This is a genomic window from Massilia niastensis DSM 21313, assembly GCF_000382345.1.
Classification (GTDB): domain Bacteria; phylum Pseudomonadota; class Gammaproteobacteria; order Burkholderiales; family Burkholderiaceae_D; genus Telluria; species Telluria niastensis.
Window position 1 is genome coordinate 1 of record NZ_KB908151.1, and the last position, 24,077, is coordinate 24,077.

A 24,077-nucleotide genomic window follows, 5' to 3' on the forward strand; every position below is an offset into this window, starting at 1 on the left:
CAAAGCATTGCTGTGCAATGTACATTCGCAGCATGCGCTCCAGTCCAACTGGCGGACGGCCCCGCCCATCACCCTTCGGATAGTGCGGCAGCAGCGCGGCGACCAATGTCGCCCACGGCGTCACGGCCTCGATCTCGGCGAGAAAGCGGTCGCGTCGTGTCTGCTTCTTCTTCTGGGCGAACTCGGCGTCGGAAAAGGTCGATTGCTTCATCAGGTACATGCCAACATTGGATGCGCTATTGTGCCAGCTGAGCTCGCTGCCGTGGAGTGGCGCCGATTAAATCAGTGCTTCCCTAACTTTGATAGGTCCTTTGGAGTCGTGAGCGTCATTTGGGGGCGCTGGCGATCTTAGCTAGTTTCGCTACCATGCTAATGTCGAGCGCTTCAGGCTTCGTCCTAGGAACCGCTACGGGCTTCTGTGAGGCGAATACGCCGGGGTCCGGCAAGGCCCAGTGTCGAGCTGCTGAGGCTGCTGGAGCTGCTGGAGCTGCTGTAGGGGCTGTCTGAGCTTCTGGTACTGGCTTCGCCTTACTGGCTGGTGCTGCATTACGCATTAGCGTTTGTTTCATGTTGTTCCTTGTCTGTGAATGTTTCCCCTTGCTTCGTTGGACCGATAGGACGGAAGGGAGAATGCCCTATCAGTTCTGCTAGGTTTTCGTTCCTCCCGACCTAGCTGCTTGTCAATTTCAGCCAGGGTGAGCCTTGGTGGCGCTGGGTGTTGGCTGGCGTAGTCGGGGAATCCGAACTGGGCCAGATCGTGCAGAATCTGATACGGCGTACGCTTTATCCCATCGGCCAGGAGCCGGAGCCGTAGGGCTTCAACGTCCAAGCCAGCATCTACCGCTGCTTCGTATTTCGCTGCAATGAACTTGTCTGCTGTTGAGGGCATCTCTTCTCCGGTTGTCTGGACTGGGGCCGAACAATCGGCCAATTGGGTTGCGTCCAGGGTTTTGCGCTTACGGTTAGGACGGGAGGCAGGGAAGATTTGTCCGTCTGCTTCTTCCTTCCTCGGCTTGCTACGGGCTTTAAAGGCGTAGGCGAGCCAATGTAGTGCGTCCTTCAAGCGCCTCTGGCCTTTGGCGGTTTGCTTGTTGCCTTTGCCAAGGAATGGCAGCGCCATGTACGTGTTCCTACCATGGATGCCCAGGTCATCCTTCGGGCTGAAGATAGAGAACTTGACACCGTGCTTTGCGCATAGCTGCTGTACCTGTCCGTCATCAAACTGGTTGAACACTTTGGCCGGGTTGATGTTTCTGGCGTCGATGATGACGAAAGCGTGAACGTGGGCCTTCTTCGTAAGGTCGGCTACTTCCCTGCAAGCAAACCACTCGCAAGGAATACCGGCTCTGTCTGCGATCTGTACCAGGCCGTTGAGCATCTTCATCTGTACTTTGTGCGACTGGCCTTCAAAGCACAGATGGTAGAGGCGGGATTCCTTGTAAGTGTGGAGGCATTCCATGATTGTTTCCACCGCGTTGCGGTAAGCACGCTTCCCTTTGGGATGCCATCCGCCATTGCCGTTCCGGCAGACGATGTTGTCAGGGTATTCAATTGTTGCCTTCGGCATAACTACTACTCCTTTATACTATCTTATATATTACTGTATTTATTAATATGTCTTCGACATACCTACTACCCTATACTATTGTAACGGTGATCGACTTTCCCTTTAAAATCAAGGGATTGAGGCGATTTCTCTATAAATCTTGATAGATTCTTGAGTGTAAAACGTTCAGAGTGTTTTAGCCGCAATCACCGCATTGTCAATGAGCCTACCGATGACTGCGGAAATTCGCATATCGTGCAGCGCCCCCAGGACCCGTAGGCGTTTCCATTGCTCGGTAGTCAGGAATACAAGTTGGCTTTCTAGGACGGTGCCGGAATCGAAAGTGCAGCGTGCTCGTGATGTTCCTGGGATGAATTCTTTCTTGATAATCATGGTTTCTTCTTTCGTTATAGTGAAACGCGCAAGCGCATAGGATCAGCGACCAGGGCGGAGCCAATGAGCTTGCGGTTCGGATTGTTGTAATGCTGGGGCCAGGGCTGGCCTTGATGCGCTTCCTACCGGAGGAAGGCCGGAGGATGGGTATTACTGAATCTTAGCGATAGCGGCGGCTGTGGCCTTCTCTAGAGCGGCAATGTCCTTCGCCTGCTGGGCCTTCATCGCGTCTACCTGTAGGCGTAGCTGCTCTTTCTTGTAGTCATCCAAGAGCATCTTGGCTCGGGCTTCTACGGCTCGTTCGTACGCGGATGCTTCCAGCATGAGGGCGTGTTCCGTAGCTTCGTTAGCCTTATTCACGGCGTTATGGTCGGGCGTACCCAGGACAAGCGTAAAGATGGCGTTACCGTTAGGTGTTAGTTCCACGGGCAGGTCCGGTGCGAACACGTAACCCGAACGGATCAATGCGCAGGCTTGCTGGAAAGCTGGGAATGCTGGCTCGATAATCTGGATCGAGAATGGCTTACGGGCTGGTAGTGTCATAGTTAATTTCCTTTGTAAATGTCGTTTGATTTCAGGTATGCGCTTAGGCGCTCTCTATTCCATTCTTTTCCGCTCGGCGTCTTAAAAAGCTGGGCGTTCAAGTGGTTAGAGATAACGCGAAGGGTACTGTGCTCGCGTAGTACACGAATAACACTGTTGACCTGTTCGTAGTATTCCGGCGATTTAAGTCGTCCGCCGAATTCTGGGCGTGCGTTTTCGATACGCATGATAATGCCTCCATTGTTGATTGGATCGTTAGTCTGTTTTCACACGGGGGTATGAAGCTGGAATGGAGACAGAGGAACAACGTTATCTCCACATACCGCTATTGTACTCTACAGTACCTTCCTTGTCAAGTTTTGAGCACACATCAGGATGTGCGTCAAGGGGTTTTGCGAGAAAAGTTGGATTCGTAAACACCGGAAGTCATGGGGGAATCTCCGAGTGCAGCCTAGGCGGTTTGCACCGGGTTTCGGGCGTGTTTTCCGTTGGCGAAAAGAGAAGGAACGCGTGTTCGTGCTTAGCCAAACCGGGGGGAACATGCGGGTATAAATCCAGGGTAGGTGCGTTGAAGGTACGTGCGCAGCCCTGTAGAGTTCTTATAGGTGCTTTCCATCCTGCGATTGCCATGGCTGGCAAGCCATTGGCGAGGTGGACTTCGACGCTGACGGCGGGGGCTTCCATGCCGGCGAGCGCGCGGCTGCGCAGGACTGCTAGACTCATGGGTGTCGTGGGTGGTAGAGGGGTCGCCACATCTTAGAGTGGCTGGGTTACCCCGGATTGAGCACGAACAGGCATTGGCCACCGCTGGCCGACGGCGAACAAGCTCGGCGATGATTGGCAATCGCAATCTGTCGACAACTTTTGAAAGACTCACCGTGGATGCAATCCATCGACTGACTATGTTTGCCGACTATTTCCAGTTCGTTGCCATGGACGTGGACTCGGGCGATGATTTCTCGGCCCTATGGACTGATGAGGCGCTCGAACGAATGGTCGCTGTAGGGAGCAGCGCCGTATCCTTGGGAACGCTGCGCAATGTGGACGTAGAGGTGGAGATTCACGTCGTCGACGAGTTGCCGAAGTTGCCGCTCGCCGAATACGATCACGTCGCTGAGGGATCGTTCGATACGCCGACAGGTTCGCTTGCAGTAATGGGTTGTACCGGCTTTCTTCCCGATGCATACCGCGTGGACGTACCGCCGGGCAGCTATCAATTCCTTTATCTGGTCCGTGGTGTTGGTTCCGTTACGGACGAGTCGAGTCCGGCCAACGATCTTTACATTCTCTACATCGCGCGCGGCGAAGAACGGCCGCCGACACTGATAAAACACTGGAAAGCGGCGATACAGCCCGAGCTGTTGCCATAGTACGGTGCAGTCGTACCAGTGCTGGCCATTGCCGGCAAGCCATTGGCGAGGTGGACTCCGACGCTGACGGCGGGCGCTTCCATGCCGGCGAGGGCCCGGCTGCGCAGGGCGGCGAGGCTCATGGGGCTCCTGGCGAGTGCTGGACTCGCCAGATGGTGCATCGTCGAGTAACCTCGCGATTGAGCGCTGCCAACCGTGTGCTGGCCTCTGGCGCTCGATGCCATCCGGTTGCAGCTTCGTGGTGCGTCCTTGGGTGACTGGTGCAAGGATCCGCATGCAAGCTGCCGTCCGACGTCAAGGACGAGGGAAACGGAACAGGTCGCGCTCCTGCCCATCCGGGAACATCCGCCTGTCGACCTTGTCCGCGCCCAGGCGCAGTACCAGTGCGCGGGCGGCGGCATTGTCATCCGCCATATAGGTTTCCACGGCACGCCAGCCGAATCCGTCGTAGGCCTGCGCGATCGCCGCCCGCGATGCCTCTTGCGCGTAGCCCTGTCCTCGCGCCTCCGGCACTAGCCACCAGGTCAGTTCGCGTGGCCATCCGCGTCCCTGCCAGAAGCCGCATGCGCCAAGCTGGACACCGTCCGCGCGCCGCTCCACGACCCAGACGCCGAAACCCTGCAGCTGCCAGCCACCGATGTCGGCCGCCAGGCGCGTCCAGGCGGCTTGCGGGCTCAAGGGGCCTCCATAGAAGGCGGAGGCCGCGGCATCCGTATAAAAGCGCTGGTACAGCTCATCCGCCGCCAGGCTGGGCGGGACGAGGCGCAGGCGTTCGGTCTCCAGGTATGGAATCATGTGTGCAGGAATAAAAGAGATCGGCCCGGATCTTGCGGCATCCGGGCTGCCGAAGGTACTAGTGGGTCACTTGGCAACCGATCGTGGCATAAAAGCGCGTCTTTTTGCGCCAGGCGTTGTTGCAAATCCTCGCGATAGCCAGCTATCGCTGCGGTTTGCGCCTAGCCTGGCGCAAAAATCCATCGCTTTTATTGGCCACTCCCGTTGCCAAGTGACCCACTAGTGCGCCGCGGGCTGGTCCGCTCCCGGACGCGTCGCCGCTTTCAGGGGATTGGACGCCACCAGTTCATAGGCCAGCGCGGCCTTGTTGGTGTCGGTGAACTCTTTGAATTTCGAGAATTTTCCGCCGGCGATGTGGAAGATGTGGCACCACTCGCAGCTGAACTCAGTCCCCGTCGGTTTCACCAGCCACGCATAGCGCCCGGTGACCACCACCCGGTCGCCTTGCGCGGTGAACTCTTCAGGCCGGAATTCGCGCAACTCCTGGAAGCTGCCCACCAGCGCGAAAAACTCACCGACCGCATTGCGTCCCTGGCGCTTGCCCGAGAAGGGGACGCCTTCCACCAGCGGCAATTCCCAATCGACGTCGTCCTTCATGTAGTTCAACAGCCGCTCGATATCTCCTTGTGCGAAGGCCTCGTAGCATTGCTTCACCAGCTCGATGTTCTCCTGCCCGCTCATGATTCCCTCCCTTGGTGCCGGACATCCGGCATACCATTCTTGCCTGTGCAGGACGGGACTTCAAGGACAGCGGCGCAATGCCGGAACAGTTCGTTGCGTGAGCACGCTTTTTCGCCAACACCCGCCACGCCCTGGAGGCAGTCCCACCTTGATTCCGGCCTGGCGCGGAGCGTCCCCCAAGCCCTGCCGTCGCAAATATTACATGCCCCAGCACATCTATTATTGACTAACAGACACTTTCGTGTGACGATTTGTTGTGGTTAAAAAATAACTCATGGTTATACAAACTGGATAATGCTGCCGCGTAGCCGGATGCATCGGCTGGACCGCGGAGGAAGGAACAGCGATGCACGCAAAAATCCGAACATGGTGGGGCGCCATGCTGCTGGCTACCGGACCGCTCTCCGAGTCTTATGCGGCGCCGCCACATCCGGTCGTGCAACTGGTGCACCAGAAGCGCTATGCCGAAGCGGTGCGCGCGATCACCGAGCGGCTTGCCGCCGATCCCACCGACGCCGGGGCGCTGGTCGGCACCATCGACCTGATCCTGGCCCAGGATCCGCCCGGGCGCCTGCCGGAAGCACGCAGTGCGGCCGAACGCTGCCTGGCGGCCCACCCGGACAACAGCACCTGCGCCGAAGCGCTCGGCAATGTGCTGGCGGCGCAGGCCGGCAGCGGCGGCATCGTCGCCTCGCTCGGGAATGCGCGCTCGATCCGCGCCGCGTTCGAGCGCGCGGTGCGCCTGGATCCGACCAACTACCGCGCGCGCCTGTCCCTGTTGCGCTTCCACCTGAAGGCGCCGTTCTTCCTGGGCGGGAGCATCGTCCGGGCGCGCGAGCTGGCGATGGAAGTGCAGCGCACCGACCCCGATATCACGCGCCTGATGCTGGCCCTGTGCGCCTTCGACGAAGACAAGCTGCTGGACGCCGAGCAGTACATCCTGGCCGCGAACCTGGAGGAGTACGAGCTGGCCGACAGCGCCCACCGCGACCTGCTGTACCGGCTCGCGGGAGCGCACCTGGAAGCCGGGCGCCATGCGGACAGCATTCGCCTGTTCAGCGAGCTGAATCGCCGCATCCCGGCCAGCGAGCACGGCAACTACGGACTGGCGCTGGTCGCGCGCGCCCAGGGCCGGCTGGCCGACGCCAGCGCCTTCCTGGACAAGGCCGCCGCCATCGCGCCCAAGCCCTATGTGTACAAGGCCATGGGCGAGGTCTACCAGGCCCGCAACAACGCGGAGCGCCGCAGCGCGGGCCCGGTCAGCCGATGACGAGCGGGTTCCTGGTCACCGCCACCGCGGCGATGTAGCCGAAGCAGGCCAGCGCCGCGACGAACGCGGCGGCGCGCACCTGCGGCGTGCGCCCGCGCTTGAGCGCGATCGTGCCAAGCACGATGTAGGCCACCAGCGCCACCACTTTGGCGCTCAGCCACGGCGCCTGGAACGGGTACTGGCTGCTCCACAGCGCCAGCCCGACCGCGCTCGCCAGGAGCAGGGTGTCGATCACGTGCGGGGCGATCCTGACCCAGCGCTGCTGCAGGCGCGCGGAGCCGGACAGCATCCACAGGCCGCGGACCAGGAAGAAGGCGCCGCTCAGGACGGCAAAGCCCATGTGGATGTGCTTGAGGGCGTAGTAGTTCATCGGGCCTGGATGGAAGTTCGCAATCCCGGCAGTATGCCCGAGTCGGCGCCGCCGCGGGAACCCCGCTGGAATCAGCCGCACTCGCCCACGTAGTGGCACTCGCCGCAGCGGGTGCAGCCGTCGACCTTGCGCAGCGCCCGCGCGCCGCATTCGGGACACTTCGCGCCCTGCACGGTGGGGAGCACGCCGGCCGGGGTGGCGGGCTGCGGTTCGGCCTCGATGGGCGCGGCGCCGCCGCGCGCCGCGAACTGGCGCGCCAGCTCCGTCACCGGCACCTGGTTGCCCCAGGCGTCGAGGAAGCCGCGCCGGATCAGGATCCGCTGCAGCATGAAGGCGATCGCCGCCACTTCCGAGTCGTGGTAGACCGGGACCTGGGCGCCATCCTCGCGGGTCAGGTAGCCGCAGCGCACCGGCCCCTTTTCCCACACCACTTCGCGCATGTCGGCCAGCGCCCGCGCGATCGGACCGCCGGCGCGCGCCACCATCGACAGCAGGCGCATCGAGGCCGTGATCCACTGGTGGCCGCCGGTGCGCTGGTTGCCCGGCATGAAGAACTCGAAGGGGCGCTCGATCGTCACGGGACTGCCTTCCCAGGCGCCTTCGGCGCGGATGAAGCTGACCGTGAGATAGGCGCTGGTGCGGCCTTCCTGGGTCGAGTACTCGATCTTCGAGGTGACCGACTCCAGCTCGCCCAGCGGACGCCGCTCGAAGCGCTTGACCAGCGGATCGTCGTCCGCCGCCGCCGCCGCCGCCGGGGCGGCCTGCGGCGCGCCATGCGACGCGCTATGCGACGCGCTATGCGACGCGCCGGTGGAGAGCACGCTGCCCAGCACCGTGTTGGGCCGGTAGGTCGCCAGTCCCTTCAGGCCGGCGCGCCAGGCGTCCAGGTAGAGGCTGCGGAAGTCGTCGTAGGGATAGTCTTCCGGCACGTTGACGGTCTTCGAGATCGCGGTGTCGACGAAGGGCTGGACCGCCTGCACCATGCGCAGGTGGTCGCTGGCGCGCATCTCGAGCGCGGTGACGAACTGCGGCGGCAGGCCTTCGGCCTCGATGTCGTGCCCGAGCCGGCGGTACAGGCGCCAGGCGTGGTCGGCCACCTCGTAGGCGCGCATCGAACCGTCCGCCATGCGCTTCCTGCGCTGGTAGGTCCAGGAGTAGGGCGGCTCGATGCCGTTCGAGGCATTGTCGGCGAAGGCCAGCGAGATGGTGCCGGTGGGAGCGATCGACAGCAGGTGCGAGTTGCGGATGCCGTGCACGCGGATCTCCTCGCGCAGGTGCTCTGGCAGGCGCTGCACGAACTGCCCGCGCAGGTAGCGCTCGGCGTCGAACAGCGGGAAGGCGCCCTTTTCGCGCGCCAGTTCGACCGATGCGGCATAGGCGGCGTCGCGCAGTTCTTCGGCGATGTTCGCCGCGAGGGTGCGGCCTTCGCCTGAATCGTAGCGCAGGCCGAGCATGACCAGCGCGCTGCCCAGGCCCAGGAAGCCGAGGCCGATGCGGCGCTTGGCGCGCGATTCGACCGCCTGCTGGTGCAGCGGCCATTCGGTGGCGTCCAGCACCAGGTCGAGCATGCGCACCGCCACCGCCGCCACCTCGCGCATGCGCTCGAGATCGAAGCGCGCGTGGCCGCTGAAGGGCTCCTCGACGAAGGCGGTCAGGTTCAGCGAGCCGAGGTCGCAGCAGCCGTAGGCGGGCAGGGGCTGTTCGCCGCAGGGATTGGTGGCGCGCAGTTCCTCGGCATACCAGAGGTTGTTTTCCGCGTTCATGCGGTCGACGAACAGCACGCCCGGCTCGGCGTGGTCGTAGGTCGAGAGCATGATCTTGTCCCACAGCGCGCGGGCCGCCACCCGCCGGTAGACCCACAGCCCGTCGTCGCGTCGATGCGCGCCCGCGGCCTGGTCTTCCAGGCCCGGCTCGGCCTTGTGCACCAGCTCGAAGGGGGCGTCGGCATCGACCGCCTCCATGAAGGCGTCGCTGACGCCGACCGAGATGTTGAAGTTGGTGAGCGCGCCCTGGTCCTTGGCGGCGATGAAGCGCTCGATGTCGGGATGGTCGATGCGCAGCACCCCCATCTGGGCGCCGCGCCGGGCCCCGGCCGATTCGACGGTGCGGCAGGAAGCGTCGAACACTTCCATATAAGAGACGGGACCGGAGGCGCGCGAGGCGGTGCCGCGTACCTTGCTGCCCATCGGGCGGATCGCGCTGAAGTCGTAGCCCACGCCGCCGCCGCGGCGCATGGTCTCGGCGGCTTCGCTGAGTGCGGTGTAGATGCCGGGCAGGCCGTCGTCGTTGCCGGAGATGGAATCGCCGACCGGCTGCACGAAGCAGTTGATCAGGGTGGCCTGCAGGCCCAGGCCGGCGGCGGAATTGATGCGGCCGGCGGGCACGAAGCCCTGTTCCTGCGCCCACAGGAAGCGCCGTTCCAGCTCGGCGCGCCTGGGGGCCGGTTCGAGCGCCGCGAGCGCGCGGGCGACCCGGCGGCGCACGTCGCCGATCTCGCGTTCTTCCCCCCGGGCGTATTTTTCACGCAGTACGTCGAGCGAGACTTCCTGCGGCGCCAGCGCATCGGTCGTCCCGTCTTTTGCATTCATGTGTCGCTCCCGCCCAAGCATGAATGCCGCCGCAGCAGCTTACTGCTTGTCGAGATTCGGCGGCGTGATGATGGTCGGAGCGGGCTCTGCGGGCGCCGCCGCGGACTGGGCCAGCAGGCGCGATTCCAGCTCGACCACGCGCAGTTCGAGCGCTTCGAGACGGGAGCGGGTCTTGGCCAGCACCTGGGCCTGGATATCGAATTCCTCCCGGGTCACCAGGTCGAGCTTGGAGAAGCCCTGGGTCATCATCGCCTTGACGTTGCGTTCGATGTCCTTGGCCGGCGAACTTTCCAGCGCCTGGTTGATCTTGCCTTGCAAATCATTAAAGAAATTATTGTTCATACCTGGGTTCCTCGTGTGTCGCAGCCTTATGCACCAGAACGGTGCATCACGGCCTGAATTGGTGCGTGGCGTCCTGCCGCCTGCGTGGCGGCCGGCCGTATAGGGCCATCCAGAGCTGAGGTGGGGCATTTGGACTAAAAAACAAGCCCATTTGCCTTGCTTAGGAGCTGGCACGCATCCTGCTAAATGAAAGAGAGAAGTGCAATGACAGGATTGTAAACCGCAACGGCAGTAACCGTTCAAACTGAGGGGGTTTGTTATGAAGTGCAATGCAAGCAATGCAGCAGCAGCAGTCAGTCTGGCCATGCTGGCCATCACCAGCATGCCGGTACTGGCGCAGGAACAACCCGCCGAACATCAGGTGAGCTTCAACGCGGCCGTGACCAGCGACTACCGTTACCGCGGCCTGTCGCAAACCCGCCTCGACCCGGCCGTGCAGGCCGGCGCCGATTACGTGCACGGCCCGACCGGCTGGTACGTGGGCACCTGGGCGTCCAGCATCAAATGGACCGAGGACCTGGGCGGAGATGGCAATGTCGAATGGGATGTCTACGGCGGCAAGCGCGGCCAGCTGACCGAGGCCGTCACCTATGACGTCGGCGGCCTGTACTACTGGTACCCGGACTACGGCCTGGACCCGAACGCCAACACCTTCGAACTCTACGCCAAGCTCGGCTTCGGCCCGGCCTATGTCAAGTATTCCCATTCCACCACCAACCTGTTCGGCACCACGAACAGCAAGCGCAGCGGCTACATCGACGTCGGCGCCGACCTCGAACTCGGCAGCGGCTTCATCCTGAACCTGCATGCCGGCCGCCAGCGCGTGCGCAACAACAGCCCGCTGTCCTACAACGACTACAAGGTGGGCGTGACCAAGGACTTCGGCGTCGCCGCCGTTTCGCTGGCCTGGTTCAAGGCGAACACCGATGCTTACCTCAGCCCGGAAGGCAAGAACCTCGGCAAGTCCGCCGCCGTGCTGACCGTGTCAAAAACTTTCTGATCGTTAAAGAGGCAAAACCATGAAAATGATTACCGCCATCATCAAGCCCTTCAAGCTCGACGAGGTGCGCGAAGCGCTGTCGGAAATCAACGTCCAGGGGATGACGGTGACCGAGGTGAAGGGCTTCGGTCGCCAGAAGGGTCATACCGAACTGTACCGCGGCGCCGAGTACGTGGTCGACTTCCTGCCGAAGATCAAGATCGAGGCGGCAGTCGATGAGGCGGTAGTCGACCAGGTGATCGACGCCATCCAGAACGCCGCCCGCACCGGCAAGATCGGCGACGGCAAGATCTTCGTCGCCGACCTGAACCAGGTCATCCGTATCCGTACCGGCGAGACCGGCAACGAAGCACTGTAAGGGGAAACCGAATGAACAAGACGATAACAAAGGCACTTGCCGCCCTGGCGGCCTTTGGCACGGCGCTGCCGGCCCTGGCCGCCCCGTCCATCAACAAGGGGGATACCGCGTGGATGCTCGTGGCCACCCTGCTGGTGATCATGATGTCGATCCCCGGCCTGGCGCTGTTCTACGGCGGCCTGGTGCGCGCCAAGAACATGCTGTCGGTGCTGGTCCAGGTGTTCACGATCTTCTCGCTGGTGATCGTGCTGTGGTGCCTGTACGGCTACTCGCTGGCTTTCACCCAGGGTAACGCCTTCATCGGCGGCTTCGACCGCCTGTTCCTGAACGGCATCTGGGATCCGGTCGCCGGCACCTTCAGCATGGCAGCGACCTTCAGCAAGGAGACGATGATTCCCGAATTCGTCTTCGTCGCCTTCCAGGGCACCTTCGCCGCCATCACCTGCGGCCTGATCGTCGGCGCCTTCGCCGAGCGTGCGCGCTTCGCGGCAGTGATGCTGTTCGTTGTCCTCTGGTTCACCTTCGGTTACCTGCCGGTGGCCCACATGGTCTGGTTCTGGGCCGGCCCGGACGCGATCACCGACGCCGCCTCGCTGGCTACCGTCACCGAGAACGCCGGTTACCTGTGGCAGCATGGCGCGCTCGACTTCGCGGGCGGCACCGTGGTGCACATCAATGCCGCCGTGGCGGGCCTGGTGGGCGCCTACGTGATCGGCAAGCGCATCGGCTACGGCCGTGAACACATGGCGCCGCATTCGCTGACCATGACCATGGTCGGCGCCTCGCTGCTGTGGGTCGGCTGGTTCGGTTTCAACGCCGGCTCGGCGCTGGAAGCGGGCGACATTGCCGCACTGGCCTTCATCAATACCCTGCTGGCAACCGCCGCCGCCACCGTGTCGTGGGTGGTCGGTGAATGGATCTTCAAGGGCAAGCCTTCGATGCTGGGCGCCGCCTCGGGCGCCGTCTCGGGCCTGGTGGCGATCACCCCGGCGGCCGGCTTCGTCGGTCCGATGGGCGGCTTGGTCATCGGCTTGCTGGCTGGTATCATCTGCCTGTGGGGCGTGAATGGCCTGAAGCGCATGCTCGGCGCGGACGATTCGCTCGACGTGTTCGGCGTGCACGGCGTCGGCGGCATCCTCGGCGCACTGCTGACCGGCGTGTTCGCTTCGCCGCAGCTCGGCGGCCAGGGCATCTGGGATTACACCATCAACGCGATGTCGAAGGCGGAGTACTCGATCGCCGGCCAGCTGTGGGTGCAGGCCCAGGCTGTCGGCATCACGATCGTCTGGTCGGCGCTGGTGGCCTTCGTCGCCTTCAAGCTGGTCGATATCGTGATCGGCCTGCGCGTGCCGGAAGACCAGGAACGCGAAGGTCTGGACGTTACCAGCCACGGAGAATCGGCGTACCATTCCTGACATCCGCGCAGCGTTGTCAGCCAAAGGCGCCTGCGGGCGCCTTTTTTTCGTCTTTGCAATTCGTGCGGTCTTTAAACCGGTCCGTTCGTCCCCACCTAACGACCGACATTTATTCAAGAAGCCCACCACAAGGACGTCCACTTTCATGGTTCCGCATCTCGTCACCGCCCTGACCGGCCCCTTGCTCGATCTGGAAAAGAAAATCCTCGAGGCCACGCCCGCCATCGAGCGCTGGTTCCGCCTCGAGTGGCAGGAGCATACGCCGCCGTTCTACTGCTCGGTCGACCTGCGCAACGCCGGCTACAAGCTGGCCCCGGTGGACACCAACCTGTTCCCGGGCGGCTTCAACAACCTGGCCACCGAGATGCTGCCGCTGACGGTGCAGGCCGCGATGGCCGCGATCGACAAGTATTGTCCGGACGCGCGCAACCTGCTCCTGATCCCGGAAACGCATACGCGCAACCCGATGTACCTGCAGAACGTCGCGCGCCTGATGCAGATCTTCCGCCAGACCGGCCTGCACGTGCGCTTCGGCTCGCTGTCGCCGGACATCACCGAGCCGACCCCGCTGGCGCTGCCCGACGGAAACATGCTGGTGATCGAGCCGCTGGTGCGCTCGCCCAACGGACGCCGCGTGGGCCTGGCCGACTTCGACCCCTGCACGATCCTGCTGAATAACGACTTGTCCGCCGGTATCCCGCCGATCCTGGAAAACATCCACGAGCAGTCGCTGCTGCCGCCGCTGCACGCCGGCTGGGCGCTGCGCCGCAAGAGCAACCATTTCAAGGCCTTCGACGAAGTCGCCAAGAAGTTCGGCAAGCTGATCGACATCGACCCCTGGATGGTCAATCCGCTGCACGCCAAGGTCGGCGAGATCGATTTGCAGGAAGACATCGGCACCGAGGCCCTGGCCGACAGCGTGTCGATGCTGTTGTCGAAGATTAAGAAAAAATACAAGGAATACGGCATGAAGGAGCAGAAGCCCTTCGTGATCCTGAAGCCGGACGCCGGCACCTACGGCATGGGCGTGCTGACCGTGAAGGACGCCAGCGAGGTGCGCGACCTGAGCCGCGCCCAGCGCAGCAAGCTGTCGGTGATCAAGGGCGGGGTGGCCGTGACCGACATGATCCTCCAGGAAGGCGTGCCGACTTTCGAAAGCATCAACGACGCGGTGGCCGAACCGGTGGTGTACATGATCGACCGCTACGTGGTGGGCGGCTTCTACCGCGTGCACGCCGAGCGCGGCGTCGACCAGAACCTGAACGCGCCGGGCTCGCAGTACGTGCCGCTGGCCTTCGCCCAGCAGCACGCGGTGCCGGACCTCAAGGCCAAGCCGGGCACGGCGGCGCCGAACCGCTTCTACGTGTACGGCGTCGTGGCCCGCCTGGGGCTGCTGGCGGCGTCGCTGGAGCTGGAACGCACCGATCCGCATCCGGAAGTGTATTGACAACAGCGCCCCTCAGGCATCTTTCCTGACCATATACAGGAAGTGCGAACGCAGCACCGGCGCCACGGCCGCCAGCAGTTCGCAGGCGAGGTAGGGCGTTCCCGCCAGCAGCCGGCTGATGGGCGGCGCCAGCAGCAGGCTGCGGTAGCGGCGCTGGCCGCCCGGCCACAGGCGCTCCAGTTCGCCCCGCGTCACCTTGCGCACGTGGCGGTTGCGCGGGTTGTCATAACGAAAATCGAAGATCAGGCACCAGCCGCCGGGACGCAGGGCGCGCCACATTTGCGCCGCCAGTTCGCGCCGCAGCGCGGCATCGAGGATCGAGGAAAACACGGCCTGCGCCGACACCAGGTCGTAACTGGCCTGGGGGACGCTGTCGGGCGGGCCCAGGCGCCAGGTGACGCCTTGTGCCGTGCGCGCGCGCGACTGCTCCAGGCGGTCGGCTTGCAGTTCGGTGCCGGTCAGATGGCACGGATGCGCACCCCAGTCGATCAGCTGGCGCAGGAAGCCCCCGGTGCCGCAGCCGACGTCCAGCACCCGCAGCCGCGACAGGTCGGCGCCCACGGTGCTCGAGAGCAGGGAAGCGAGGGCGCGCGAACGGCTTGCCTCCTGCTGCAGGATTTCTGGCCGGTGCCAGGCATAGCGCGCCAGCGCCGCGCCGCCATGCCAGGCACGATAGGCATGCTGGATACGTTGCTGTTCCGCCTTGTCGGGATGGATGTCCATGACGCCATGCTCGCCCGGGACGGACGGCGCGGGTTTGATGTTGCTCAAGGCTGTGCTGTGACATGCAGCAAATTGCCGGGTGGCATTTTCGTGTGAGCGCGGGCCTCGTCCGCGAGCTTCCGCGTTTCCAGCTAAAATCGATGCATCGACTCAATTGGACGCCCCATGAAAATCGCTTTTCTTGCCGACCCGCTATCCACTTTTAAGATTTACAAGGATTCGACCTTCGCCATGATGCGCGAAGCGGCGCGGCGCGGCCATGCCGTCTATGCCTTCGAGCAGCGCGACATGGTGCTGGAAGAGGGCGTCGTCACCGCCTGGGTCACACGCATCCACCTGACCGGCGAGCCGGACGCCTGGTACCGTCCCGAGCCCGCCGAGACCGTCAAGCTGTCGGAGTTCGACGCCGTCATCGAGCGCAAGGACCCGCCCTTCGACATGGAATACGTGTACGGCACCTACCTGCTGGAACTGGCCGAGCGCCAGGGCGCGCGCGTGTTCAACCGCCCGTCGGCGATCCGCGACCACAACGAGAAACTCTCGATCGGCCAGTTCAGCCAGTTCACCTCGCCGACCCTGGTCAGCTCGAACCCGGCCATGCTGCGCGCCTTCCATGAGAAACACGGCGACGTGATCCTCAAGCCGCTCGACGGCATGGGCGGGGCCGGGATCTTCCGCGTGCGCGACGACGGCATGAACCTGGGCTCGGTGATCGAGACGCTGACCGACAACGGCAAGCGCACCATCATGGCGCAAAAATTCATCCCGGCGATCGTCAAGGGCGACAAGCGCGTGCTCGTCATCGATGGCAAGCCGGTGCCGTTCGCGCTGGCGCGCATTCCACAGGGCAACGAGGTGCGGGGCAACCTGGCCGCCGGCGGCATCGGCGTGGCCCAGCCGCTGACCGAGCGCGACCGTGAAATCGCCGAAACCCTGGGGCCCGTACTGGCCGAGCGCGGCCTGTTGCTGGTAGGATTAGATGTGATTGGTGATTTCCTGACGGAAGTAAACGTGACGAGCCCGACCTGCTTCCAGGAGATTACCGACCAGACCGGCTTCGACGTGGCCGCGATGTTCATCGATGCCGTCGAGCAGCAGAGCCGCAAGGCTGCACAGAAAGAAAGCTGACATGGTAGGCATCCTGCTGATGACCCACGCACCGCTGGGCCAGGCATTCATCGCGGCGGTCGCGCACGTGTTTCGCGGCCCGACCGAGCGCTTCGAGGCGATCGACGTGACCGCGGACCAGGACCTGGCCGAGGTCAACTGCCTGGCCAAGGCTGCGATCGCGCGCCTGGACGAGGGCGACGGCGTGCTGGTCATCACCGACATCAAGGGCGGCACGCCGTCCAACTGCTGCAATTCGCTGGCCGATGCCGGCCATGTCGAGATCATCGCCGGCATCAGCCTGCCGATGCTGCTGCGCGCGATCACTTATCGGCGCGACACCCTCGATGTGGTGGTGGAGATGGCGCTGGCCGGGGCCCAGAACGGAGCGGTCAGGGTGGACAACAGGATCAGGGTAGGAGCGGGCTGAGCACAGCCCATGCATTGCGTGGCGCCATGGCGGAAAAGGCGCAGGTCTGACGAGTGAAACGACAACGAGAATATGATTCAACAGGAACTTGAGATCATCAACAAGCTGGGCCTGCATGCCCGCGCATCCGCCAAATTCACCCAGCTGGCCGCGAAATTCCAGAGCGACGTCTGGCTCACCCGTAACGGCCGCCGGATCAATGCCAAATCGATCATGGGCGTCATGATGCTCGCCGCCGGCAAGGGCGCCAGGGTTACGCTGGAGGCGGACGGTCCGGACGAGGGCGCCTGCGTCGCGGCCTTGAGCGGGCTGATCAACGACAAGTTCGGCGAAGGCGAGTAATGCCGCGCGAGCCGGGCATTGGCCGCCACACGGGAGCTTCGATGGCATCGTTCACGCTCCATGGTATTCCTGTATCGCGCGGGATCGCGATCGGCCGCGCGCACCTGCTCACGCCGGCCGCGCTCGACGTCAAGCACTACCTGGTCCCCGAGGAACAGGTCGAGGCCGAGGTGCGCCGGCTGCAGGACGCGATCGCCAAGGTGCACCGCGACCTGCAGGACCTCTGGACCGACCTGCCGAAGGACGCCCCCACGGAGCTGGGCGCCTTCATCGACGTGCATGCGCTGATCCTGTCCGATCCGATGATCTCGGAGGCGCCACTCGACATCATCCGCTCGCGCCACTACAACGCCGAATGGGCGCTGGTGACCCAGATCGACGAGCTGTCGGCGCAGTTCGACGAGATCGAGGACGAGTACCTGCGCGAACGCAAGCACGACATCCAGCAGGTGGCCGAGCGCGTGCTGAAGGTCCTGATGGGCACTGCGCTGAGCGTGCCGCCCCCGTTCACCGACGAGGACCAGGCGCCGCCGCAGATGATCGTGGTCGCGCACGACATCTCGCCGGCCGACATGCTGGGCTTCCGCGACCGCTCCTTCATCGGCTTCGTCACCGACGTCGGCGGCCAGAACTCGCATACCGCGATCGTCGCGCGCAGCCTCGACATCCCGGCGGCGGTCGGCCTGAGCCACGCGTCGCGCCTGATCGAGCAGGACGACTGGCTGATCATCGACGGCGACGCCGGCGTGGTGATCTGCAACCCGAGCCCGCTGGTGATGGGGCAGTACCGGGCGCGCCAGGCCGTCCTGATGAAGGCGCGCAAGCGCCTGCTCAAGCTCAAGAAGACCCCGGCGATCACCAAGGACGGGACCGCGATCAAGCTGATGGCCAACATCGAGCTGCCGGACGATTGCGCGGGCGCGCTCGAGGCCGGCGCCGTCGGCGTCGGCCTGTTCCGCTCCGAGTTCCTGTTCATGGGACGCGGCGCCCAGGGCCTGCAGATCCCGGGCGAGGACGAGCAGTTCGAGCAGTACCGCAAGGCCGTGGTCGCGATGAAGGGCCGGCCGGTGACGATCCGCACCCTCGACGTCGGCGCCGACAAGCCGCTCGACCAGACCGAGCACACGGCGCTGAATCCGGCGCTGGGCCTGCGCGCGATCCGCTACTGCCTGGCCGAGCCGCAGCTGTTCCTGACCCAGCTGCGCGCCATCCTGCGGGCGTCCGCGTTCGGCAAGGTGCGGATGCTGATCCCGATGCTGGCGCACGCCTTCGAGATCGACCAGACCCTGAACATGATCGAGCAGGCCAAGGCCCAGCTGCGCGACGAGCACATCAAGTACGACGAAGCGATCGAGGTCGGCGCGATGATCGAGATCCCGGCCGCGGCGCTGGCGCTGCCGATGTTCGTGCGGCGCATGGACTTCCTGTCGATCGGGACCAATGACCTGATCCAGTACACCCTGGCGATCGACCGTGTCGACTACGAGGTGGCGCACCTGTACAATCCGCTGCACCCGGCGGTGCTGCATTTGATCGCCTCGACCATCGCGACCGGCCAGAAGGCCGGGCTGGACGTGGCGGTGTGCGGCGAGATGGCCGGCGACGTCAAGCTGACCCGCCTGCTGCTGGGCATGGGCCTGCGCGAGTTCTCGATGCACCCGGCGCAGCTGCTGTCGGTGAAGCAGGAAATCCTGAACAGCGACCTGGGCGCGATCACGAGCCGCACCCGGCGCATCCTGCGCTCGATGGAACCGAGCGAGATCGCGACCGCCGTCGAGCAGCTGCAGGCGCTGTAGCCGGCTCCCGGGCAGGCCCCGCCGGAGCCCGGCCTGGCCTGCCCGTCTACCACCACATAGAACACACGAAGCTTCATGGGATCTCTTGGAATAGTCACACCTCAGGCGATGCACTTCCCTGAGCCGCTGCGCCTGCAAAGCGGGGCGCAGATCGGCGATTACACGCTGATGTACGAAACCTATGGCACGCTCAACGCCGACAAGTCGAACGCGGTGCTGGTCTGCCACGCGCTCAACGCCTCGCACCACGTGGCCGGCACCTATGCCGGCCCGAAGAGCACCGGCTGGTGGGACAACATGGTCGGCCCCGGCAAGCCGGTCGACACCAACCGCTTCTTCGTCATCGGGATCAACAACCTCGGTTCCTGCTTCGGCTCGACCGGGCCGATGCACACCAACCCGGCCACCGGCAAGCCGTATGGCGCCGCGTTCCCGGTGGTGACGGTGGAGGACTGGGTCGCGGCCCAGGCGCGCCTGGCCGACCGCCTCGGCATCGAGCAGTTCGCCGCCGTGATGGGCGGCTCGCTGGGCGGCATGCAGGCGCTCTCGTGGAGCATCATGTACCCCGGGCGCCTGCGCCACTGCATCGTGATCGCCTCCACGCCCAAGCTGTCGGCGCAGAACATCGCGTTCAACGACGTCGCGCGCCAGGCCATCCTGACCGACCCGGACTACCGCGGCGGCGACTTCTACGAGCACGGCGTGGTGCCGAAGAACGGGCTCAAGGTGGCGCGCATGGTCGGTCACATCACCTACCTGTCGAACGACGACATGGCCGAGAAGTTCGGCCGCAAGCTGCGCAACGCCGCCGAGAGTGACGACTACAAGTTCGACTTCGGGATCGACTTCGAGATCGAATCCTACCTGCGCTACCAGGGCGACAAGTTCTCGGAATACTTCGACGCCAACACCTATTTGCTGATCACCAAGGCGCTCGACTATTTCGACCCGGCGCGCGAGCACGGCGGCGACCTGGCCAAGGCGCTCGAGGGCACGCGCGCGCAGTTCCTGGTCGCCTCGTTCAGCACCGACTGGCGCTTCTCGCCCGAGCGCAGCCGCGAGATCGTCGAGGCCCTGGTCACCAACCGGCGCAAGGTGACGTATGCCGAGATCGACGCCCCGCACGGACACGACGCCTTCCTGCTGGAGGATCCGCGCTACATGAACGTGGTGCGCGCGTATTACGACCGCATCGCAGCCGATCTCGCAGTCGGAACCGCCGACGCGCCGGCACGGAAGGAGGCCGCATGAACTTCAGCGAACTGATCGCCCTGCGCCCCGACCTGGCCTTCATCGCGCACTGGATCAATGAGGGATCGCACGTGCTCGACGTCGGCTGCGGCGACGGCGCCATGATGCGCTACCTGGAACTGGACAAGCGCTGCACCGGCTACGGCATCGAGATCGCCGACGATAAGGTGCTCGAGAGCACCCGGCGCGGCATCAGCGTGATCCAGCACGACATGGAGCAGGGCCTTGGCCTGTTCGGCGACAACTCCTTCGACACCGTGCTGTGCCTGTCGTCGCTGCAGATGATGCAGCACGTCGAGGCGCTGCTGCGCGACATCGTGCGCGTCGGCCACGAAGCCATCGTGTCGTTCCCGAACTTCGCCCACTGGCCGCACCGGCTGGCGCTGCTCAAGGGCCGCATGCCGGTCTCGCGCACGCTGCCCTACCAGTGGTACGACACGCCGAACGTGCGCTGCGCCACGATCTACGACTTCCAGGAACTGGCGGAAGAGTGCGGCCTGGAGGTGCTGGAATGCGTCGCCCTGGCCGACGGCAAGCCGGTCAGCTTCCTGCCCAACCTGCGCGGCAGCCTGGCGGTGTTCCGCCTGCGCAAGAAAGTGCGGCACGCCCCCTGATCTTTTGCGCAAAACAGGCCTGGGTGAACACGTCCTTACACTTTATGTGCGTTGGCGGCTTGTTCCAGCTCAGGTCGTGCGGGATGATGGGGCCGTTTACCGTATTGCTCATCCCGATTACTTTCTGAGAGGATAGTGCTGCCAAAAACAGCCTATCGATGATGAAGATGAAGAAACTCAAGCAACTTGTCCTGTGCATGTCCCTGCTCGGCGTGGTCGGCTGCGCGCCGGCGCAGGACGCGGCCCAGACCGAAGTCCAGGACGGCATCCGCGTCAAGCCGCTGTCGCGCGTGCGCGTGCTGGCGCCGGAAGCGGCGGTCAACGAAGCCGCCGCCCAGCAGTACACGGCCATGATGAGCGAGGCGCAGCAGAAGGGCGTGCTGCTCCCGGCCACGCATCCCGAGGTCAAGCGCCTGCGCGCCATCGCGCAGCGCATCATCCCGCATGCGCCGCGCTGGAACCAGGTCGCCACCCAGTGGCAATGGCAGGTGAACGTGGTCCAGTCGGACCAGGTCAACGCCTTCTGCATGCCGGGCGGGCGGATCGGCTTCTTCACCGGCATCCTGACTTCGCTCAAGCTGACCGACGATGAAGTGGCGGCCGTGATGGGCCACGAGATCGCCCACGCGCTGCGCGAGCACGGCCGCGAGCGCATGGCCAAGTCGAACCTGACTTCGCTCGGCGCGCGCGTCGGCGGCGCGCTGCTGTCGGGGATCCTCGGGGTCGATCCGAACATCACCGGCACGGTCGCCAACACCGCGGGCCAGATGCTGGTGCTGAAGTTCTCGCGCGACGAGGAACGCGAGGCCGACCTGGTGGGCCTGGACATCTCCTCGCGCGCCGGCTACGACCCGCGCGCCGGCGTCGCGCTGTGGCGCAAGATGGCGGCCCTGAACAAGCGCACCCCGATCGAGCTGCTGTCGACCCACCCGGGCGGCGAAACCCGGATCCAGGACATCGAGTCGCACCTGAACGTGCTGCTCCCGCTGTACGCGCGCACCAAGGGCACCACCGCGGCCAAGCTGCCGCCTTACCGCACCAACGTGGCGCTGAACTGATGGGCCGCCAGGCTGAAGCCAACGCCTACGTCCCCCTGCCGATCCGCGACGGCGTCTCGCCCAGCTACCTGTGGCTGGCCGAGACGCGCGCCGGCGGCATGCTGCGCTTCCTGGCCGAGCGTTTCCCCGACGTGGCGCCCGCCTCGTGGGCGGCGCGCCTGGAGCGCGGCGAGATCGTCGACGCCAGGGGCCAGCCGCTGCGCGCCGACAGCCATGTGCGGCAGGGCATGCGCATCTGGTACTACCGCGAGCTGGAGCGGCCGGAAGCCCCGATCCCGTTCGAGGAACAGGTCCTGTTCCAGGACGAGCACCTGCTGATCGCCGACAAGCCGCACTTCCTGCCGACCATCCCCACCGGGCGCTTCCTGAAGGAGACGCTGCTGGTGCGCCTGAAGCGCCGCCATGACCTGCCGCACCTGACGCCGATCCACCGGCTCGACCGCGAGACCGCCGGCGTGGTGATCTTCTCGCACAACCCGGCGACGCGCGGCGCCTACCAGTCGCTGTTCCAGAAGCGGGCGGTGCGCAAGGTCTACGAGGCGCTGGCCGCGCCGCTCGAGGGCAGGAGCTTTCCGTTCACCTACCGCAGCCGGATGGTCGACGCCGAGCAGTTCTTCGTGAGCGAGGAAGTGGCGGGCGAACCGAATTCGGAAACCCTGGTCGAGCTGATCGAACGGCGCGGCGCGGTCGCGCGCTACCGGCTGCATCCGCACACCGGCCGCAAGCACCAGCTGCGCCTGCACATGTCCGCGCTCGGCGCGCCGATCCTGAACGACGCCTTCTATCCGGTGGCGCTGCCGTGCAAGGGCGACGACTTCAGCGCGCCGCTGCAGCTGCTGGCGCGCACCGTGTCCTTCCCCGATCCCCTGAGCGGCCGGGAGCGCAGCTTTTCCAGCGAACGCGCGCTGGACTGGCCGGCCCTGAAATGACAACGCCTCCCCTGCGACAGGGGAGGCGTGGCCCGGGGCGCGCGGATTACAGCGCGTAGTCGATGATCAGGGGCGCGTGGTCGGAGAAACGCTCGTCCTTGTAGATCGACACGGCCCTGGCGGTGGATGCGATGCCCGGGGTGGCGACGTGGTAGTCGATGCGCCAGCCCACGTTCTTGGCCCAGGCCTGGCCGCGGTTGCTCCACCAGGTGTACTGTTCCGCTTCCTGGTTGATGCCGCGGTGCACGTCGACGAGGCCGAGTTCGTCGAAGATGCGGGTCATCCATGCGCGCTCTTCCGGCAGGAAGCCCGAATTCTTCTGGTTGCTCTTCCAGTTCTTGAGGTCGATTTCCTTGTGGGCGATATTCCAGTCGCCGCAGATGACGACTTCGCGGCCCTCGGCCTTGAGTTCCTGCAGGTGCGGCAGGAAGACTTCCATGAAGCGGAACTTGGCGAGCTGGCGTTCCGGCGAGGACGAGCCGGACGGGCAATACACCGAGATGATGGTCAGGTTGCCGAAGTCACAACGGGTATAGCGGCCTTCGGCGTCGAATTCGAGGCAGCCGAAGCCGATGCGCTTGTTGTCCGGCGCGGTGCGGCTGTAGACGCCGGTGCCGGAATAGCCTTTCTTCTCGGCGTAGTGGAAATGGCCGTGGTAGCCGTGCGGGCGCAGGAACTCCTCGGTCATGTCGGCTTCCTGGGCCTTGAGCTCCTGGACGCAGACGAAGTCAGCGGACTGGTTGGCCAGCCAGGTGAAGAAGCCTTTCTTGTGGGCGGAGCGGATGCCGTTGAGGTTGGCGGAGATAATTCTTGGCATGGGAACGGATGGAAGAGCGGGGCGTGGCGATGGCGCTGGCCGGGCCCGCGGATTAAAATACGGCCACTTTTTATCTGAAGGGGTTAACCGTGAACAATTTGCGCCAAGAGTTTATCGCTTTTTCGGTCTCGACGGGAGTGCTGAGGTTCGGCGAGTTCACCACGAAGGCGGGGCGCCAGTCGCCGTACTTCTTCAACGCCGGCCTGTTCCATGACGGCGCGACGCTGGGCCAGCTGGCGCAGTTCTATGCGCAGACCCTGCTGGACTCGGGCGTACAGTTCGACATGCTGTTCGGCCCGGCCTACAAGGGCATCACCCTGGCCTCGGCGACGGCGGTAGCGCTGGCCGGCAAGGGCCGCAACACCTCGTTCGCCTTCAACCGCAAGGAAGCGAAGGACCACGGCGAGGGCGGCACGATCGTCGGCGCCAAGCTGGCGGGCAAGGTCGTGATCGTGGACGACGTGATCTCGGCCGGCACCTCGGTGCGCGAGTCGGTCGACATGATCCGCGCCGCCGGCGCCGAGCCGGCCGCCGTGCTGATCGCGCTGGACCGCATGGAGCGTTCCGGCAAGGACGGCGCCCTGTCCGACAACTCCGCCGTGCAAGAGGTGGCACGCGAATTCGGCATCCCCGTGATCTCGATCGCCAACCTGGACGACCTGTTCAGCTACCTGTCGGGCGAAGCCGCCGACCCGCAACTCGCCCAGCACAAGGACGCCGTCGCCGCCTACCGCACCCGCTACGGCATCTAAACAATTGGGGTCAGAGTCTAATGCCGTTAAGTTAGGGATGGCGGTCGTCGGAGTCGGCGTTCTGGATAGCGTTGCGGTTTGGCTTTGGTGACCCGGTCGAACTTTCGGCCGGGTCGATACACATTCAGTTCGATAATCAT

The 24,077-nt window shown here is 64.3% G+C and carries 27 protein-coding genes and 2 pseudogenes; 15 read left to right on the forward strand and 14 right to left on the reverse strand.

Annotation, left to right across the window (positions count from 1 at the left end):
- From H162_RS32075 to H162_RS35420, 6 genes and pseudogenes are all read right to left on the reverse strand, one after another.
- Positions 1–211: transposase (locus H162_RS32075; protein ID WP_503826194.1), on the reverse strand; the 211-nt coding region annotated here is incomplete at its 3' end.
- A gap of 354 nt (positions 212–565) precedes the next feature.
- Complete coding sequence (locus H162_RS0126785; RefSeq protein ID WP_156885827.1) at positions 566–1,567, reverse strand: hypothetical protein; 1,002 nt, start codon at positions 1,565–1,567, stop codon at positions 566–568.
- A gap of 165 nt (positions 1,568–1,732) precedes the next feature.
- A complete protein-coding gene (locus H162_RS34475; protein WP_156885828.1) occupies positions 1,733–1,939 on the reverse strand; it encodes a hypothetical protein in 207 nt (68 codons plus the stop codon).
- A gap of 150 nt (positions 1,940–2,089) precedes the next feature.
- Positions 2,090–2,482, reverse strand: coding sequence for a hypothetical protein (locus H162_RS0126790; RefSeq protein ID WP_020656565.1), 393 nt, complete (start codon positions 2,480–2,482; stop codon positions 2,090–2,092).
- Positions 2,483–2,484: 2 nt separating this feature from the next.
- On the reverse strand, positions 2,485–2,709 hold the full coding sequence (locus H162_RS34480) for a recombinase family protein (protein WP_156885829.1): 225 nt from the start codon (positions 2,707–2,709) through the stop codon (positions 2,485–2,487).
- Between the two features lie 388 nt (positions 2,710–3,097).
- Positions 3,098–3,205, reverse strand: a pseudogene (locus H162_RS35420) (magnesium chelatase domain-containing protein); the annotation flags it as partial.
- A gap of 110 nt (positions 3,206–3,315) precedes the next feature.
- Between H162_RS35420 and comJ the strand changes: the two are divergent.
- Positions 3,316–3,852: a competence protein ComJ gene (gene comJ, locus H162_RS34485; RefSeq protein WP_156885830.1), complete on the forward strand. Its 537-nt coding sequence runs from the start codon at positions 3,316–3,318 to the stop codon at positions 3,850–3,852.
- A 14-nt stretch (positions 3,853–3,866) separates the two neighbouring features.
- Here comJ and H162_RS35425 read toward each other — a convergent pair.
- The 3 genes and pseudogenes from H162_RS35425 to H162_RS32085 form a co-directional block, all read right to left on the reverse strand.
- Positions 3,867–3,974: pseudogene (locus H162_RS35425) on the reverse strand (magnesium chelatase domain-containing protein); the annotation flags it as partial.
- Positions 3,975–4,146: 172 nt separating this feature from the next.
- Entirely contained in the window at positions 4,147–4,647 is a 501-nt protein-coding gene (locus H162_RS0126800; RefSeq protein ID WP_020656567.1) for a GNAT family N-acetyltransferase, read from the reverse strand.
- A gap of 219 nt (positions 4,648–4,866) precedes the next feature.
- A complete protein-coding gene (locus H162_RS32085; RefSeq protein ID WP_020656568.1) occupies positions 4,867–5,328 on the reverse strand; it encodes a nuclear transport factor 2 family protein in 462 nt (153 codons plus the stop codon).
- Between the two features lie 346 nt (positions 5,329–5,674).
- Between H162_RS32085 and H162_RS0126810 the strand changes: the two genes are divergently transcribed.
- Positions 5,675–6,598 carry a tetratricopeptide repeat protein gene (locus tag H162_RS0126810; RefSeq protein ID WP_156885831.1) on the forward strand — a complete coding sequence of 308 codons (924 nt, stop codon included), beginning with the start codon at positions 5,675–5,677 and terminating at the stop codon, positions 6,596–6,598.
- Here H162_RS0126810 and H162_RS0126815 read toward each other — a convergent pair.
- From H162_RS0126815 to H162_RS32090, 3 genes are all read right to left on the reverse strand, one after another.
- Positions 6,588–6,968: a SirB2 family protein gene (locus H162_RS0126815; RefSeq protein WP_020656570.1), complete on the reverse strand. Its 381-nt coding sequence runs from the start codon at positions 6,966–6,968 to the stop codon at positions 6,588–6,590. The two genes, H162_RS0126810 and H162_RS0126815, sit on opposite strands and share 11 nt — an antisense overlap.
- Positions 6,969–7,039: 71 nt before the next feature.
- Positions 7,040–9,556 carry an adenosylcobalamin-dependent ribonucleoside-diphosphate reductase gene (locus tag H162_RS0126820; protein WP_020656571.1) on the reverse strand — a complete coding sequence of 839 codons (2,517 nt, stop codon included), beginning with the start codon at positions 9,554–9,556 and terminating at the stop codon, positions 7,040–7,042.
- Between the two features lie 39 nt (positions 9,557–9,595).
- Entirely contained in the window at positions 9,596–9,898 is a 303-nt protein-coding gene (locus tag H162_RS32090; protein ID WP_020656572.1) for an accessory factor UbiK family protein, read from the reverse strand.
- A gap of 259 nt (positions 9,899–10,157) precedes the next feature.
- Here H162_RS32090 and H162_RS0126830 point away from each other — a divergent pair, with 259 nt between their 5' ends.
- From H162_RS0126830 to gshA, 4 genes are all read left to right on the forward strand, one after another.
- Positions 10,158–10,898, forward strand: coding sequence for a TorF family putative porin (locus H162_RS0126830; RefSeq protein WP_026355146.1), 741 nt, complete (start codon positions 10,158–10,160; stop codon positions 10,896–10,898).
- Positions 10,899–10,917: 19 nt separating this feature from the next.
- The gene (gene glnK / locus H162_RS0126835; protein ID WP_020656574.1) at positions 10,918–11,256 is read left to right on the forward strand and encodes a P-II family nitrogen regulator; all 339 of its coding nucleotides are present in this window, start codon (positions 10,918–10,920) and stop codon (positions 11,254–11,256) included.
- Between the two features lie 11 nt (positions 11,257–11,267).
- A complete protein-coding gene (gene amt / locus H162_RS0126840; RefSeq protein ID WP_020656575.1) occupies positions 11,268–12,671 on the forward strand; it encodes an ammonium transporter in 1,404 nt (467 codons plus the stop codon).
- Positions 12,672–12,816: 145 nt separating this feature from the next.
- The gene (gene gshA / locus H162_RS0126845) at positions 12,817–14,118 is read left to right on the forward strand and encodes a glutamate--cysteine ligase (RefSeq protein ID WP_020656576.1); all 1,302 of its coding nucleotides are present in this window, start codon (positions 12,817–12,819) and stop codon (positions 14,116–14,118) included.
- 12 nt (positions 14,119–14,130) lie between these two features.
- On the opposite strand, the gene H162_RS0126850 is transcribed toward gshA, so the two are convergent.
- Entirely contained in the window at positions 14,131–14,889 is a 759-nt protein-coding gene (locus tag H162_RS0126850; RefSeq protein ID WP_020656577.1) for a class I SAM-dependent methyltransferase, read from the reverse strand.
- A gap of 117 nt (positions 14,890–15,006) precedes the next feature.
- Here H162_RS0126850 and gshB point away from each other — a divergent pair, with 117 nt between their 5' ends.
- The 8 genes from gshB to H162_RS0126890 all read left to right on the forward strand — a co-directional run bounded on the left by gshB (position 15,007) and on the right by H162_RS0126890 (position 22,368).
- Complete coding sequence (gene gshB, locus H162_RS0126855) at positions 15,007–15,969, forward strand: glutathione synthase (protein ID WP_026355147.1); 963 nt, start codon at positions 15,007–15,009, stop codon at positions 15,967–15,969.
- A gap of 1 nt (position 15,970) precedes the next feature.
- The gene (locus H162_RS0126860; protein ID WP_020656579.1) at positions 15,971–16,378 is read left to right on the forward strand and encodes a PTS sugar transporter subunit IIA; all 408 of its coding nucleotides are present in this window, start codon (positions 15,971–15,973) and stop codon (positions 16,376–16,378) included.
- A 72-nt stretch (positions 16,379–16,450) separates the two neighbouring features.
- On the forward strand, positions 16,451–16,720 hold the full coding sequence (locus H162_RS0126865; protein WP_020656580.1) for an HPr family phosphocarrier protein: 270 nt from the start codon (positions 16,451–16,453) through the stop codon (positions 16,718–16,720).
- Positions 16,721–16,761: 41 nt separating this feature from the next.
- Positions 16,762–18,516 carry a phosphoenolpyruvate--protein phosphotransferase gene (gene ptsP / locus H162_RS0126870; RefSeq protein ID WP_026355148.1) on the forward strand — a complete coding sequence of 585 codons (1,755 nt, stop codon included), beginning with the start codon at positions 16,762–16,764 and terminating at the stop codon, positions 18,514–18,516.
- Between the two features lie 75 nt (positions 18,517–18,591).
- Entirely contained in the window at positions 18,592–19,767 is a 1,176-nt protein-coding gene (gene metX, locus H162_RS32095) for a homoserine O-succinyltransferase MetX (RefSeq protein WP_084677145.1), read from the forward strand.
- Entirely contained in the window at positions 19,764–20,381 is a 618-nt protein-coding gene (metW, locus tag H162_RS0126880) for a methionine biosynthesis protein MetW (protein ID WP_020656583.1), read from the forward strand. The genes metX and metW overlap by 4 nt, the downstream gene beginning before the upstream one ends.
- Before the next feature lie 167 nt (positions 20,382–20,548).
- On the forward strand, positions 20,549–21,439 hold the full coding sequence (locus H162_RS0126885; protein WP_040788346.1) for a M48 family metallopeptidase: 891 nt from the start codon (positions 20,549–20,551) through the stop codon (positions 21,437–21,439).
- Complete coding sequence (locus H162_RS0126890; protein ID WP_020656585.1) at positions 21,439–22,368, forward strand: pseudouridine synthase; 930 nt, start codon at positions 21,439–21,441, stop codon at positions 22,366–22,368. The genes H162_RS0126885 and H162_RS0126890 overlap by 1 nt, the downstream gene beginning before the upstream one ends.
- A 46-nt stretch (positions 22,369–22,414) precedes the next feature.
- Here H162_RS0126890 and H162_RS0126895 read toward each other — a convergent pair whose 3' ends face one another.
- On the reverse strand, positions 22,415–23,185 hold the full coding sequence (locus H162_RS0126895) for an exodeoxyribonuclease III (protein ID WP_020656586.1): 771 nt from the start codon (positions 23,183–23,185) through the stop codon (positions 22,415–22,417).
- 89 nt (positions 23,186–23,274) lie between these two features.
- On the opposite strand from H162_RS0126895, the gene pyrE reads away from it, so the two are divergent.
- A complete protein-coding gene (pyrE, locus tag H162_RS0126900; RefSeq protein ID WP_026355149.1) occupies positions 23,275–23,937 on the forward strand; it encodes an orotate phosphoribosyltransferase in 663 nt (220 codons plus the stop codon).
- Positions 23,938–24,077: the final 140 nt, after the last annotated feature.